This is a genomic window from Roseburia sp. 831b, from assembly GCF_001940165.2.
Taxonomy (GTDB): domain Bacteria; phylum Bacillota; class Clostridia; order Lachnospirales; family Lachnospiraceae; genus Roseburia.
Genome location: NZ_CP135162.1, coordinates 1,089,265 through 1,103,947, shown reverse-complemented (window position 1 = coordinate 1,103,947; position 14,683 = coordinate 1,089,265). Strand labels below are relative to the sequence as shown.

The window sequence follows — 14,683 nt, the reverse complement described above, 5'->3', positions numbered from 1 at the left end:
CTCCAATACATTTTTGATATATTTATATTGTACTATTTGTCTAGTTCTTTTACAATATTTTTATGCACTTTTCACACTGTTTTTCCCATTTCTTTTTCTCTTTATGGATATTATAACCTATTTTGTACAAAAATTGTGCGGATAGGCAAAAGATTTACACAAGTGTTACAATTTAGACATATTTGTCATAAAAAATTGACTTTTATGCTTTAAAGTGTTGATTTTATTTTAAAATATAGTTATGATAAGAAGGAATACAAACTATTGGAGGACTATCATGTCAATAAGAAAAATTGGGTTTATCGGACTTGGTTTAATCGGCGGTTCCATCGCCAAAAAAATCAAAGCGGACAACCCTGAAATAAAAATGATTGCACACGCACATCACATAGAGACAATTACTGAAGCTTATGAGCAAAATCTGATTGAGAACAACACATTCTGCGAGATGGAAGATTTTAAGGACTGCGACTATATCTTTTTATGCTGTCCTGTCCAGAAAAATCTGGAGTACCTGAATGCCTTAAAGAATATCATCAAAAAAGACTGTCTGATTACCGATGTCGGAAGTGTCAAAACAGATATTCACCGTGAAGTCATCCGTCTTGGCTTAGAGGAGAATTTTATCGGCGGACATCCGATGACCGGTTCTGAGAAAACCGGACTGGAAAACGCCACCCCTTATCTAATGGAGAATGCATACTACATTCTGACACCGACTGCAAAAACAAAATCGGAAAAATTAATGGAATTCCGTCAGTTCGTGTCTTCCCTTGGCGCAATTCCACTGATTCTTGATTATGAAAAACATGATTTTGCGACGGCTTCCATCAGCCATCTGCCACACATCATTGCATCTTCACTTGTCAATTTAATCAAGCAGACCGATGACGAGGATGCTACGATGAAAACCATTGCAGCAGGCGGATTTAAGGATATTACAAGAATCGCTTCCTCCTCCCCTGTTATGTGGCAGAACATCTGTTTGTCAAACCGGGAGCAGATTTTAAAGGTGCTAGATTCCTACACAAACATCTTAGAGCAGATGAAACAGAATATCCAAAATGCAAATGAAAAGCAGCTCTACCGCTTCTTTGAATCTGCCAAGGACTACCGCGATTCCATTACGATTACAAAATCAGGAGCCATCAAAAAAGTGTACGAGCTTTATTTGGATTTGTTAGACGAGGCAGGTGGAATCGCTACCGTTGCGACCATCCTCGCAAGTAACAACATCAGTATCAAAAATATCGGCATCATTCACAACCGTGAATTTGAGCAGGGTGTACTCCGCCTTGAGTTATACGATGAGCAGGCATTAGATGGAGCCAGAAAGCTTTTAAGCAAACATCATTACACCATCTATGAGCGCAGCTAATTTAAAAAGCAAAAATCCCCTTCGCCATCTGACAGTTTTCACTGCCACCGGCAAAGGGGATTTTTGTATGCTTACATCGCTATTCGTATTTGATGTTTAATCTTCGTATCCGTTTGGATTGTTCTTCTGCCATCTCCAAGAGTCGGCACACATCTCTTTGATACCATATTTTGCTTTCCAGCCAAGTTCTCTTTCTGCCTTGGATGGGTCGCAATAACAGGTTGCAATGTCACCTGCTCTTCTTGGTTTGATCTGATATGGAATCTTGATATCATTTGCTTCCTCAAAGTTCTTTACGATATCAAGTACACTGTATCCGTGACCTGTACCAAGGTTGTAGATGCATAATCCTGCTTTTTCTTCAATCTTCTTCAATGCTTTTACATGGCCGACTGCAAGATCCACAACGTGGATATAATCACGAACACCAGTTCCGTCCGGTGTATCATAATCATCCCCAAAGACACCGAGTTCTTTTAATTTTCCAACAGCAACCTGTGTAATATAAGGCATTAAGTTGTTTGGAATACCATTCGGATTCTCTCCCATGGTTCCGCTTGGATGAGCTCCGATTGGGTTAAAGTAACGAAGCAGGATAACATTCCATTCCGGATCTGCTTTTTGCATATCCATAAGTACCTGCTCTAACATAGATTTTGTCCAGCCATAAGGGTTGGTACACTGTCCCTTCGGGCACTCCTCTGTAATTGGAATCTGCGCCGGGTCACCATATACGGTTGCGGAAGAAGAAAAGATGATATTCTTGCATCCATGCTGTCTCATCACATCAACAAGTGTCAAGGTACCTGTGATGTTGTTATTGTAATATTCCCAAGGCTTTGCAACGGATTCTCCAACCGCTTTGAGTCCTGCAAAATGAATACAGCTGTCAATGGATTCTTTCTCAAAAATCTCATTTAAAATTGTACGATCTAAGATATCGCCTTTATAAAATTTAACAGTCTTTCCAGTCAATGCTTTTACTCTGTCTAATGATTTTTCAGATGCATTGCTTAAGTTATCCAAAACAACAACCTCGTATCCTGCATCCAACAGTTCTACACATGTGTGGCTTCCGATATAACCTGCTCCACCTGTTACTAAAATTGCCATGTTAAAATCTCCTTTCTGTGATACCATTTCAGAAAAATGTTTCATGATGTCTTCCTAATGTTTTCGACCAAAAACATCATAGGATTTTCTTACGTGTCTGTTTTAACTACCTTTGACGATTTTATATTACCGCAGTCCCTCTAAAATGTATAGCTATAAATGTGCGTAAAATATGTAAAAATGTTGCACAATCTCTTTTTTTCTTCTATAATCAAAAAAGAATTACGGCCTACCTTAAATCATATCATAGAATGCCGTAAAAAGAAAGGATTCCCTTCCATGCAAAAAAATTATAAAAATTCCTATAAAGTCACAGAAAAAGAACTGGTTTCCCTCTCTGTCTATAACGTCGGATTTCAAAAATGTAACCCGCTCTACCAGTGGGGGCCCGGCGTCAGGGACCACTATCTGATTCATTACATTATCTCCGGAAAAGGCTCCTACCATGTCAATCATAAAACCTTCTCCTTAAAAGCAGGCGACACTTTTTTGGTTTATCCAGATACCGAGGTTACTTACTGCGCCGATGAAACAGACCCTTGGGAATATGCCTGGGTTGGCTTTACCGGAAGTGACGCTTCCATGATTTTAAGTGCCACCGATTTTTCCAAAGAAAAACCGGTTATCCTGGATACCCCTATGGGAGAATCCGTTCATCGCCAGATTCTGCATATCTATGACGCAAGAGGAAACGAATTTGAGCATGCCGTCGAAATGACAGGACGGCTCTACACCACACTTGCACTCTTTATGCATACCGCAACCCATGAGAATATGCAAAATTCTGCAAACAGCTATGTCCAAAAAGGGATTGAATTTATCTCCTCCCATTATTCCTACAACATCACGGTAGAAGACATCGCAGACTATGTCGGCGTCAGCAGAAGCCACCTGTTCCGCTCTTTCGAATCGATTCTTGGAGAATCCCCAAAGGAATATCTGACAGCCTTTCGTATGAAACAGGCCTGTTACCTCTTAGAGCACTCTGACTTGTCCATCACTGCCATTGCGAACTCCATCGGCTTTGACAACAGCCTTTATTTTTCCAAGACGTTCCACAAGCGGAAAGGGATGTCACCAAAAGATTACCGGCAGAAGCATTTCTGTTACAAATAAAGCACCTCCATTAAAAAATTACCCAAAAATGCCTGAAATCGCCTGTATTATGTAAACCGAATCTCCTGTTTTGGATAAAAATAAAAGGAATTCTATAAAATTTATACAGAATTCCTCGAAAAAACAGGGGTTTTTGGATAACTTTTTTTCAATCTGTTTCCTATTGTCCATAAGGTGCTTTTATGTAAACTGTTTTCCATCAAAACACCTCGAAATCGGACAATTTATTAAAAGCTGTATCTAATTGTCCAATATGAATTTCCGACATGCAAGCGTCGCTTGATATACCGATAAAAACTTCTGATTCATGTTGCTTATCAGAGCTGATATATTAGTGAGGACTTTCTGACAGACTTTCTCATATCTTTTCCCTTTCGTGTTCACTATATACTGCCATTCGAAACACCGTTATAATTCATAATATTATAAAACGTCATTAATTGCAATTCTATCAATGTCTAAACTTCCAAAAGATAATATTCCAAAAGCTTTTCCGACAAAAAAATCCCAGTGAATCTAGTCACTGGGATTTTAATATCTTATTTTAGATGATTAAGCAATTGCTTTTTTAGCAACTTCTACTAATGCAGCAAATCCTGTTGCATCGTTTACAGCCATCTCTGCTAACATTTTACGGTTGATGTCAACACCAGCTACTTTTAAGCCGTGCATCATCTGGCTGTAAGAAAGTCCGTTCATTCTTGCTGCAGCGTTGATACGTGCAATCCATAACTGACGGAACTGTCTCTTTCTTTCTTTTCTACCAGCGTAAGAACTTGTTAAGGCTCTCATAACTGACTGTTTTGCTACTCTATACTGTTTGGATCTTGCGCCTCTATATCCTTTTGCTAATTTTAAAGTTCTATTATGTCTTTTTTTAGCGCCGATACCGCCTTTAACTCTTGCCATTTTTTATTCCTCCTTAACCTGATTCTTTATACGTATGGTAAAATTTTCTTCATGTTCTTAACGTTTGTTGCATCTACGATAGCAGCTTTTCTAAGATTTCTCTTAGTCTTTGTTGTTTTCTTTGTTAAGATATGTCTCTTATACGCTTTGTTTCTTTTTAACTTTCCTGTTCCTGTAACTTTGAAACGTTTTGCAGCTGCTCTGTTTGTTTTCATTTTTGGCATGATGTGTTTCCTCCTTAATAAAAGTTATTTTCTTTCTGCCAGCACCATACTGATACTTCTGCCTTCAACCTTTGGTGCCTTCTCCACTACTGCTACATCAGACATGCTTTCCGCAAAATCATCTAAAATGTGTTTGCTTGCATTCATATGAGCCATTTCACGACCACGGAATCGTAATGTAACTTTTACCTTATCTCCCTTGGCGATGAATTTCTTGGCGGCATTCATTTTGGTATTTAAATCATTTGATTCAATATTTGGTGATAAACGAATCTCTTTTAGTTCTACTGTCTTCTGCTTTTTCTTAGCCTCTTTGTCTTTTCTTGCTAATTCATATCGATACTTTCCGTAATCAATAATCTTACAAACAGGTGGTTTTGCAGTTGGAGCAATTTTAACTAAATCAAGTTCTGCTTCCTCGGCAAGTTTCATTGCTTCTCTTGCTGACATAATGCCAAGCTGTTCTCCGTTTTCTCCGACCAGACGTACTTCTTTATCTCTGATCTGTTCATTAATCATTAACTCGTTAATGGTTTTGCACCTCCAAAATAAATTTCCAATAAAAAAAGTGGATAGGCAGACTATCCACAATCATTCAAAATGCGAAATGCAATGTTTGAAATATGAACCATGAGTCGCAACCTAGCTTGCTGTGCGCTCCGGTGAGAGTGGATACTCTACTTTGTTTTCTAACAACTCATATAATATAACATGTTTTCTCCTTACACGTCAAGCCTTTTTTTACAATTTTTCCTATTGTATGATAAAACATAGATTTCATATTACCCTATTTGCAATCGTAAAAAACGAATCATAAAAAGGAGGATATCATTATGGAACGATCAATCATTGATTTACATACACATTCCACGGAATCTGACGGTACCTTTACACCGGAAGAACTGATGAGGGAAGCTGCCCGCGTTGGGCTTTCTGCCATCGCACTTACCGACCACGACACAACAGGCGGCATCGCAAAGGCAAGACCAGTTGCAAAATCACTTGGCATTGAACTGATTCCCGGCGTAGAACTTTCTACCACATACGAAGGCTGCGAAGTTCATATTGTCGGACTTTTCATCGACGAGAACAACGAGTTCCTTTGTCAAAAGTTAGCCGAATTCCGTGCCTGCCGTGACAGCCGCAATGAAAAAATGGTGGAAGCCCTGCAAAAAGAAGGACTTGCCATTACCATGAAAGAACTGCTCGCAGAAAATCAAGACTGCGTTATTACCAGAGCCAATATCGCCCGCTTTTTATATGAGCATCGCCAGATTCGAAGCATCAAGGAAGCTTTCGACCGATACATTGGCGACCACGGGAAATGCTATGTCGGAAGATTTAAAGTCACTCCGATGGAAGCCGTTTCCATGATACGAAAAGCCGGCGGCATCGCCATTCTTGCCCATCCTGTGCTGTATCACATGAGCAACACCCGGCTAAATGAGCTTGTCAAATATTTAAAGGACGTCGGACTGACGGGAATCGAAGCCATCTATTCGACGTACTCCACCAGCGATGAGCATTTCATCAAGCGGATTGCAAAAGAATACGACCTTTGTATCAGCGGTGGGTCTGATTTCCACGGTGAGAACAAACCTACCATTCAGCTTGGCACCGGCTGCGGCCATCTTTATGTCCCTTACTCCGTTTTAGAGGAATTAAAACTACATTTGTAATTTTATTTTAAAATGTATGTATCAATAATCTCGGCAATTGCGTCATGGTTATTATCATTTTTTGTGACGCAATCTGCCGCAGCTTTTACCTCGTCTACGGCATTCGCCATCGCAATTCCAATCTTTGCCGTCTGAATCATCGGAATATCATTTCGTTCATCCCCGACCGCGACAATCTGGTCAATGGAAAGATTTAAAAGCTGTGTCAGGTATTCCACACCATATCCCTTGCTGACTCCAAGCGGACAATATTCCAGATATTCTTTACAGGAGAAGAAACTGTTGCACTTTCCTCTCTCCCAGTCTGATTTTTCCTTCTGGAATTCCTTCAAACGCTCCTCATGCTCTAAATCAATCAGCAGCACCTTCTGTGGCTCCTCCTCTAAAACGTCATAAATCTTAGAGGAAAGTTTATAATTCTTGATACTGGAATTTTTCAAATAAAAATCAAGTTCCTTCGTGTGTCTGTAAGTAACTACATCTGTACTTGTATATGTCTGTACGTAGAGATTTTTCTTTTTGGCACTTTCAAAAAGTTCCTGAACGTGCTCGATCGGAAGAGAACGCTTGGATAAGATGCGGTCCGCTGCGCAATCGTAGATGACGGCACCATTAAATGCAATCATATAGCAGCCTGGCTTTGTCAATCCTAGTTGTTTTACGATTTCTCTTCCGCTTGCAACCGGTCTTCCTGTTGAGATGACAAAATAGTGCCCCTCAGAAAGCATCCGATTAATTGCATCAATGTTCTTTTCTGAGATTTCCTTATCGTCTGTCAGCAAAGTTCCGTCTAAATCCGAACATAACATCATCTTCTCTTTCATTTCTCATCCTCCCGTATTCTATCATCAGCCAAAACGTTTCTTATTCCACAGGCTCTGCCGGTTTAAAAATGCGCTCCCGGTATACATGTCCCTGCTTTGGTGCAGCCGCAACCGCCTCCTCACAAAACTGTTTTTGGGAATTGACAAGTGTTTTTCCCCTCTTGTCAATTTTTTCGTATTCCCCGTTCTTTTGTAAGACATGTGCCTTTGTATTGTCATCCAGTTCAACCTGCAAAATGTGATAAACTCTCTTTTTTAAAGATTCATCCAAAACCGGGAAGAGAATTTCCACACGTCGGTCTAGGTTACGCGGCATCCAGTCGGCACTTCCCATATAGATTTCTTCCTCGCCATCATTGTAAAAGTAAAAAATTCGGCTGTGCTCTAAGAAATTTCCAACAATCGAACGCACGGTAATATTCTCACTCACGCCTGGAATTCCAACCCGAAGGCAGCAGATTCCCCTTACAATCAGTTCAATCTTCACTCCTGCAGCGGCAGCCTTATACAATGCCTCTATGATTCCGGCATCACAAAGGGAATTCATTTTTGCAATGATTTTTGCTGTTCTTCCCTCTTTAGCGTGTTTCATCTCGCGCTCGATTAACTTCATAAACTTTTTTCGAAGCCAGATTGGCGCTACAACAAGTTCGTTCCAGGAAAGCGGTTCGGAATATCCGGATAACATATTAAATACCGCAGTCGCATCCTCACCGATGGATTCTGCGCAGGTAAAAATACCGCAGTCCGTATAAAGTTTTGCCGTGGAATCGTTGTAATTTCCGGTTCCAAGGTGAACGTAACGGCAAATGCCATCTTCCTCTTTTCTTACGACAAGTGCAATCTTACTGTGTGTCTTTAAGCCGACCAGTCCATAGATAACGTGACAGCCCGCCTGCTCCAGTTTTTTCGCCCAGACAATGTTGTTTTCCTCATCAAAACGCGCCTTTAACTCAACCAAAACGGATACCTGTTTTCCGTTCTCCGCAGCCTGCGCTAAGGATGCAATAATCGGGGAATTTCCGCTGACACGATACAAGGTCTGCTTGATAGCAAGAACATTCGGGTCTTTTGCTGCCTGACGGATAAAATCAACCACCGGATCAAACGTCTGGTATGGATGATGCAACAAAATATCGCCTTTTTTGATGGCATCAAAAATATTTTCACCCGGTTCGATTTCCGGTACTCTTTGCGGTGTGTATGGCTGATAGCGAAGTTCGTCATAGCCTTCTAATCCGTACATTTTCATCAAAAAGGTCAAATCGATTGGTCCCTGAATCTGGAAAATATCTTCGCTCGCCACTTTAAGCTCTGTCTTTAAGAAATTCAAAAGCCGTTTGTCGACGTTTTCTTCTACTTCTAACCGGATTACCTCACCCCACTGACGCATCTTAAGCTGTTTTTGAATCTCTTTTAACAAATCAGATGCCTCATCCTCGTCGATGGATAAGTCTGCATTACGCATGATACGGTACGGATAGGCACAAAGCACCTCGTAGTTTAAGAACAGTTTGTCAATATTACGCTCCATCATCTGCTCTAACAGAATAAAGGTTCTTTCCCCTTCTTCTTCGCTTGCAGATGGTATCTCAATCAGTCTTGGCAGTACACTTGGCACCTGCACGGTGGCGAACTCCAGTTCGCTTTTGTTTTTCTCACCAGCTTCCTTTTTCTTAGAAAGAAGTGCCGCGATATTTAGTGTCTTGTTCCGAATCAACGGGAATGGGCGCGACGCGTCCACAGCCATCGGGGTCAGTACCGGATAGACATTGTTTTCAAAATAATTGTCAACAAAATCTGCCTGCTCTTTTGTCAGCTTTTCATGTTCCGATACAATCGAAATCTTGTGTGCATGTAACAGCGGTATCAAAGATCTGTTGTAAGTGGAATATTGCAAATCGACTAACTCTCTTGTCTTTTGATTGATTGCGGCAAGCTGCTCTGTCGCTGTCATTCCTGCAATATCGCGTTTCTTGTAATTTGCATGCACCATATCCTTTAGGGATGCCACACGCACCATATAAAATTCGTCTAAATTTGAGGATGTGATGCTTACAAATTTGAGACGTTCTAGCAACGGAATATTCTTGTCTCTTGCCTCATTTAAGACTCTTAGGTCAAATTTCAACCAGCTTAACTCTCTGTTTTCGTAAAAAGATGTATCCTTAAAGTTTATTTTTTTCTCCATATGCATCAGGTCCTCCCATCTTTCCCAAATTATACACGTTTTTCTTTTACAACCGGTTTGATACTGAATATATGTTCGAAATATGCGGTCTTACTTGCAAACAGTGTTTTTTCCAATGCAATATCATCTAATGTCTCTATGGTAATCACTAGCTCTCTGCCCTTGACGGCAACCTTTACATTTTTAAATTTCTGTTTATGGCTTCGGTCCATCGCATTCGAAACACGCAGAATCGCAGAAAGTTTTGCCACAACCAGAAAACTTTTCTCATCCAGTTTGTCTGCCACTTCTTCGTAAGGCGGAAGCGGTCTTGTATTATAAAGCACCGAACATGCCACAATCTCACGCTCTAAATGCGATAAGCCGATAATCTCAGATGCCATAATAATGTCATACGAGCATTGCGGGCCATTCGCGAGACTAATGTACTTTCCGCAGTCATGCAAAAGTGCTGCAACTTTTAGGAGCAGACGCTCTCTTTTCCCAAGTCCATGCACCTTTTTCATCGCATCAAAAATGAGCATTGTCATCTGTGTTAAGGCATCAATGTGTGGCGAATAACTCATGTAACGCTCCGAGAGATTTTTCGCTGCCGACAAAACATCCTCCTCAAAGTCATGTCCTGCCGCAATTAAATTATTTTTCTCCGCATATTCAAATGCCATACCGTCATTGACGTTCACACCTGGAATCCAGATGCTTTTTGCGCCGAGATTTTTTGCCATGCATTTAAAAATCATAATGTACGGCACAATCAGTGCGTCCCTTTCATTCATAAGATTTAACTCTTCTGAAATCTCTTCCAGATTCTTTTTGCTTAGTTTTTCGATATATTTTACAAACTTTGAAACTTCAATCGTATTCTTCCCCTGATTCGAGCCGACACGCTGTCCTACCTCTGAAATATAATCTCCCATAATAATCAGGTTACGAATCTCGATTTCCTCTAAGTACATTGCCTTAAAAACTTCCAATTCCTTTGTGACAAGCTCTTCAATCTGAAGTTCATACTGTGCAAGGTTGTTGCTTTTTCCTGCAAGCTGCTGTCTCATTTTCATCGTGCCAAGTGCAAGATGCTGTGTGGTAATTACGTTTCCTTTTGAGAAAATTGTAATCTGTAAACCGCCACCGCCGACATCCACAACAGCACTTCCCTGCTGTACCATTTTTTCAAAATCGTCTCTCATCGCAACCGATTTGTAACTGATAAAGCGGTGTTCGGAGTTACTGAGCACGTGCACGTGTAACCCGGTACGGATTTTAATCTGGTCTAAGATAAAAATCTGATTGCTCACATCGCGAAGTGCCGCTGCAGCATACGCTTCGTAGCTGTCAACGCGGTACGACTTCATGATATCTGAGAATTCGCCAAGACGTTCGCAAAGTGCTTCCACTAACTCATAGCCGATGCTTCCTTTTGAGTAAGCATCCTTTCCTAACTCCAGACGGCTTCTCACGTGATCGATTTCTTTTATTTTCTTTTTTGATGAAAATTCAAACACCTTTAAGCTAACTTCATAGGAACCAATATAGATTGCCGCAAATGTGTGAACGCTCATGTTTCATCCCTCTTTCTTCTTATTGCCTTCCAAGCAGATAATTAATAAACTGCTGGGCGGTTCGTCCAGACAGACCACCGTGGGATAATTCCCATTTATTTGCCTCTAATAAGAGTTCTTCCTCTTCCATCTGGACATGATATTTTTCTGCCAAAACTTTCACAATGTTCTGGAACTGCTTTTTGTCCGGTGCTCCAAAGTAAATGGATACACCAAATCTTGCATACAAGGATAATTTTTCCTGAACGGTATCGGATGTATGCATATCTTCCCGGACTTCCTCTTTGTCTGAGAATTTTTCCCGAATCAGATGTCTTCGGTTCGAGGTTGCATAGATTAAGACATTGTCCGGTTTCTTTTCAAGTCCGCCCTCAATAACCGCTTTTAAATACTTGTATTCAATCTCAAATTCCTCAAAAGACAAATCATCCATGTAGATAATAAACTTGTAATTACGGTTTTTAATCTGTGCAATCACATCGTTTAAATCACAGAACTGGTGTTTGTAAACCTCAATCAGGCGAAGCCCTCTGTCGTAATACTGGTTTGCGATTGCCTTTATACTGGTAGACTTACCGGTTCCCGCATCACCGAACAACAGACAGTTATTTGCCTCTTTTCCGTTGACAAAGCTTTCTGTGTTATCGATTAACTTTTGTTTTGCAATCTCATATCCGACCAGGTCATCCAAACGTACATGTGCAATATTGGTAATTGGCACAATCTTGGCACCGTTATCCGTATGCTCAATTCGAAATGCCTTGTGAAGGCCTAATTTTCCGACACCGAAATCCTTGTAGAACTGTGTCACTTCCCTTTTAAATTCAACTACGCTTGTAGTTTCTTCCAATCGTTTGCAAAGATCACAGATGCGGTCGCGAATCCGCTGATTGAAAATCTTACTGCTTCCGTTGATGCTCTCATAGCTTATCAGTGCTGCCTCACAGTCGAATCCAAAATATTCGGATAACGCATGAAAATCAAAATCAAACACTTCTTTCATGATGGCGAAATCATGAAGCGCAATCTGGTTGATGGAACCTCCCACCTCACCGCGGATTTCACACGCAGTGCTGTACGCATTCTCGTTGTTGACAAGAAGAAAGGTCACAAAATTATGCCACAGATTTCCTTCAAAGCCATGACTGACGGCAAGCTCCATCAGCTGGTGCAAGGATTCATAGAATAATGCCTCAATGTCTTCTTTGTTATAGTATTCACTCTTATAATGATCCATTATCCATGCAAAATTATAAAATAAAGTTCCATTTTCAAATTCTTTGTATAGTATTAAACTCTTTGTACGTTCCATTTTTCTCCCACCTAATAATTTCCAAGTATTTTTAAGTTATTACATTCTTCTGAAAGTCCTCTTAATGCGTTTGTAACCGCTCCGTCGTTTAAGTTTCCTTCAAAATCGATGAAGAAACGATATTCCCAGGCTTTTTCCTTGATTGGTCTGGATTCGATTTTTACCATGTTTAAGTCGTTGTAAATAAAATGTGACAGCATGTGATACAAGGAACCGCTCTCATGCGGAATTTCGAAACAGATGCTGACTTTTCCGGCTTTCTTTTCAAAAATCTTCTGTGACGTCACAATGATAAATCTGGTATAGTTGTCCTTGTTGTCCTGAATGGTATCTTCTAAAACATTAAGCCCATAAATATCTGCGGTTTTGATGTTTGCAATGGCGGCCCGATTCTTCAAACCATCCTCCATTACCTTCTTTGCAGCAGTTGCCGTGTTGACAAAGCTTTTCTGGCTCCAGTTCGGATGGCTTTCCAAATAATCGGAGCACTGCATCAATGCCTGTGGATGAGAATAAACGATTGAAATATCCTCCTTTGTGGCACCTTTTACTCCAAGCAGGGCATGGTCAATCTTGATAATCTGCTCACCGACAATGCAGGCATCATATTCCACCAAAAGATCAAAGCTTTGGGTGACAAATCCGGCGGAAGAATTTTCAATCGGAAGCACTGCATAGTTTGCACTTCCATTCTGAATTGCTTCCATCGCATCGCGGAAAGTATCTACATGAAAACTGTTGGCGTTCTCACCAAAATATTCTTTCATCGCCATCTGGCTGTTGGCACCATCCACACCCTGAAATACAATTCTGGCATTGGAATAATCAATTCCGTCTACCACCTTAAAATCAAGCTGCTCCGTAAGTCCATGCTGCGTCAGAAGCTGATATTGCTTTTTCCGGCTCATCGCCATAATCTGTTCAAACAATTCCCGGACTCCGTGTTTGGTAAATGTAGTATGTGCAAGCCCTGACAAGGTTTTTAATTTCGAAACCTCTCGTTCCTTGTCAAACACCTTTTTCCCGGTTGATATCTTATATTCTGCAACCTGTTCGGATATCTTCATTCTATCTTCGTACAACTGCACAATCTGCTCGTCAATGCGGTCAATTTCATCTCTTAACTCTAATAAGTCTCTCATTCTGTCACCTTATCTTTCTTCGATTTCACCTGGTATTTTCGCACGTTACCGCCCTAAAATACCCCTACTATATAATATAGTACATTTGGTGGATGATGACAAGATGCCCTTGAAACTTTATACCTACAAATGATATAATTTTCTTAACAAAAAGATACGGGGATGGTGATTTTTATGAAGAAGAAAATACCTTTTATTGTACTGCTCATTTTGATTGTTTGTATTGTGGGGTTTCAATTTTTTCACAAACGTGCAAACAAGACTATTTTGAATGATGGTTTTGTCAACGGCAATACCGCCGGCAACCTTTTTAACAATGGCCTGTTTTGTGAATCAGACGGTACGATTTATTTTGCAAATCCATTGGATCAGGACAAGCTTTATTCCATGGATATGAATGGCGGGAATGTACAAAAGGTCTGCGATGATGTTGTTTCTTACCTGAATGCAGATGACAATTATGTTTACTATGCCAGAACAAATCTGGAAAAAGCGAGCGAGTATCCTCTTTTTAACCTTGACACCAACAGTCTTTGCAGACTGACCAAGAAAAATGGCAAGATTACCATTCTGGATAAATCTCCTTGCATGTACCCTGCTCTGGTTGGAAATTACCTGTACTACATGCATTATGAAAAAGAGACTGCCACCACACTTTATAAGGTAAAAATCGATGGTACGGAACAGGGACAAATCAGCCAGACACCTTATTATCCATGTTCTTCTAAGGGACAATACATTTATTACAACGGAATCACAGAGGATCACAACATTCACCAGTATGATACCGTAACCGGTTCCAAATCGACCATCTATGAGGGAAACTGCTGGATGCCGATTCTTGTCGACAACAACCTTTACTTTATGGATTGCGACGATGATTATAAGCTTGCAAAAGTAGATTTATCGACCAAGGAGAAGACGACGCTCACAACAGACCGTGTCGATTGTTTTAATCTCTCCGGCGATTACCTTTATTATCAGGATAACACGACAACACAGCTTTGCAGAGTAAAAACCGACGGCAGCGAAAATCAGGCGCTCTTTGATGGAAACTACACACATATCAATGTAACCTCAAACTATATCTTCTTTGAAGATTTCCAGAACGGAACGATGTTTTATACTTCCACAAGTAATCCAGATAAGATTAAAACATTCTCACCAGAAGTTTCAGAGTAACAGTACCGATACTGCACCCGGATACGTTCCTCTATTGGGATAAAAACTTCACAC

13 protein-coding genes are annotated in these 14,683 nt (G+C 40.5%); 4 read left to right on the top strand and 9 right to left on the bottom strand.

Going from position 1 to position 14,683, the window contains the following annotated elements; all coding sequences use genetic code 11:
- Positions 1-277 precede the first annotated feature (277 nt).
- Entirely contained in the window at positions 278-1,378 is a 1,101-nt protein-coding gene (locus BIV16_RS05075) for a prephenate dehydrogenase (protein ID WP_075679048.1), read from the top strand.
- 96 nt (positions 1,379-1,474) lie between these two features.
- Here the strand turns inward: BIV16_RS05075 and galE are convergent, their stop codons facing one another.
- Complete coding sequence (gene galE, locus BIV16_RS05070; RefSeq protein WP_075679718.1) at positions 1,475-2,491, bottom strand: UDP-glucose 4-epimerase GalE; 1,017 nt, start codon at positions 2,489-2,491, stop codon at positions 1,475-1,477.
- A gap of 279 nt (positions 2,492-2,770) precedes the next feature.
- Between galE and BIV16_RS05065 the strand changes: the two genes are divergently transcribed.
- Positions 2,771-3,607, top strand: a complete 837-nt coding sequence (locus BIV16_RS05065; protein WP_075679049.1) for an AraC family transcriptional regulator — start codon at positions 2,771-2,773, stop codon at positions 3,605-3,607.
- A gap of 552 nt (positions 3,608-4,159) precedes the next feature.
- Here the strand turns inward: BIV16_RS05065 and rplT are convergent.
- From rplT to infC, 3 genes are read right to left on the bottom strand one after another with little or no spacing between them, the layout of a single operon-like run.
- Positions 4,160-4,516 (bottom strand): 50S ribosomal protein L20, encoded by a 357-nt coding sequence (gene rplT, locus BIV16_RS05060; RefSeq protein WP_075679050.1) that lies wholly within the window; start codon positions 4,514-4,516, stop codon positions 4,160-4,162.
- Positions 4,517-4,542: 26 nt separating this feature from the next.
- Positions 4,543-4,740: a 50S ribosomal protein L35 gene (rpmI, locus tag BIV16_RS05055; protein ID WP_075679051.1), complete on the bottom strand. Its 198-nt coding sequence runs from the start codon at positions 4,738-4,740 to the stop codon at positions 4,543-4,545.
- Between the two features lie 24 nt (positions 4,741-4,764).
- Positions 4,765-5,259, bottom strand: coding sequence for a translation initiation factor IF-3 (gene infC, locus BIV16_RS05050; protein WP_075679052.1), 495 nt, complete (start codon positions 5,257-5,259; stop codon positions 4,765-4,767).
- 314 nt (positions 5,260-5,573) lie between these two features.
- Here infC and BIV16_RS05045 point away from each other — a divergent pair, with 314 nt between their 5' ends.
- Positions 5,574-6,419, top strand: coding sequence for a PHP domain-containing protein (locus tag BIV16_RS05045; RefSeq protein WP_075679053.1), 846 nt, complete (start codon positions 5,574-5,576; stop codon positions 6,417-6,419).
- A 2-nt stretch (positions 6,420-6,421) separates the two neighbouring features.
- Here the strand turns inward: BIV16_RS05045 and BIV16_RS05040 are convergent, their stop codons facing one another.
- Genes BIV16_RS05040 through pheA form a run of 5 tightly spaced genes read right to left on the bottom strand, consistent with a single transcriptional unit; the run spans position 6,422 to position 13,447 of the window.
- On the bottom strand, positions 6,422-7,243 hold the full coding sequence (locus BIV16_RS05040) for a Cof-type HAD-IIB family hydrolase (RefSeq protein ID WP_075679054.1): 822 nt from the start codon (positions 7,241-7,243) through the stop codon (positions 6,422-6,424).
- 40 nt (positions 7,244-7,283) lie between these two features.
- Positions 7,284-9,440 carry an RNA degradosome polyphosphate kinase gene (locus BIV16_RS05035; RefSeq protein WP_075679055.1) on the bottom strand — a complete coding sequence of 719 codons (2,157 nt, stop codon included), beginning with the start codon at positions 9,438-9,440 and terminating at the stop codon, positions 7,284-7,286.
- A 23-nt stretch (positions 9,441-9,463) separates the two neighbouring features.
- A complete protein-coding gene (locus BIV16_RS05030; RefSeq protein WP_075679056.1) occupies positions 9,464-10,993 on the bottom strand; it encodes a Ppx/GppA phosphatase family protein in 1,530 nt (509 codons plus the stop codon).
- A gap of 19 nt (positions 10,994-11,012) precedes the next feature.
- On the bottom strand, positions 11,013-12,305 hold the full coding sequence (locus BIV16_RS05025; RefSeq protein WP_075679057.1) for an ATP-binding protein: 1,293 nt from the start codon (positions 12,303-12,305) through the stop codon (positions 11,013-11,015).
- 11 nt (positions 12,306-12,316) lie between these two features.
- Entirely contained in the window at positions 12,317-13,447 is a 1,131-nt protein-coding gene (gene pheA / locus BIV16_RS05020; RefSeq protein WP_075679058.1) for a prephenate dehydratase, read from the bottom strand.
- A gap of 174 nt (positions 13,448-13,621) precedes the next feature.
- On the opposite strand from pheA, the gene BIV16_RS05015 reads away from it, so the two are divergent.
- Positions 13,622-14,629 carry a DUF5050 domain-containing protein gene (locus tag BIV16_RS05015; protein WP_075679719.1) on the top strand — a complete coding sequence of 336 codons (1,008 nt, stop codon included), beginning with the start codon at positions 13,622-13,624 and terminating at the stop codon, positions 14,627-14,629.
- Positions 14,630-14,683: the final 54 nt, after the last annotated feature.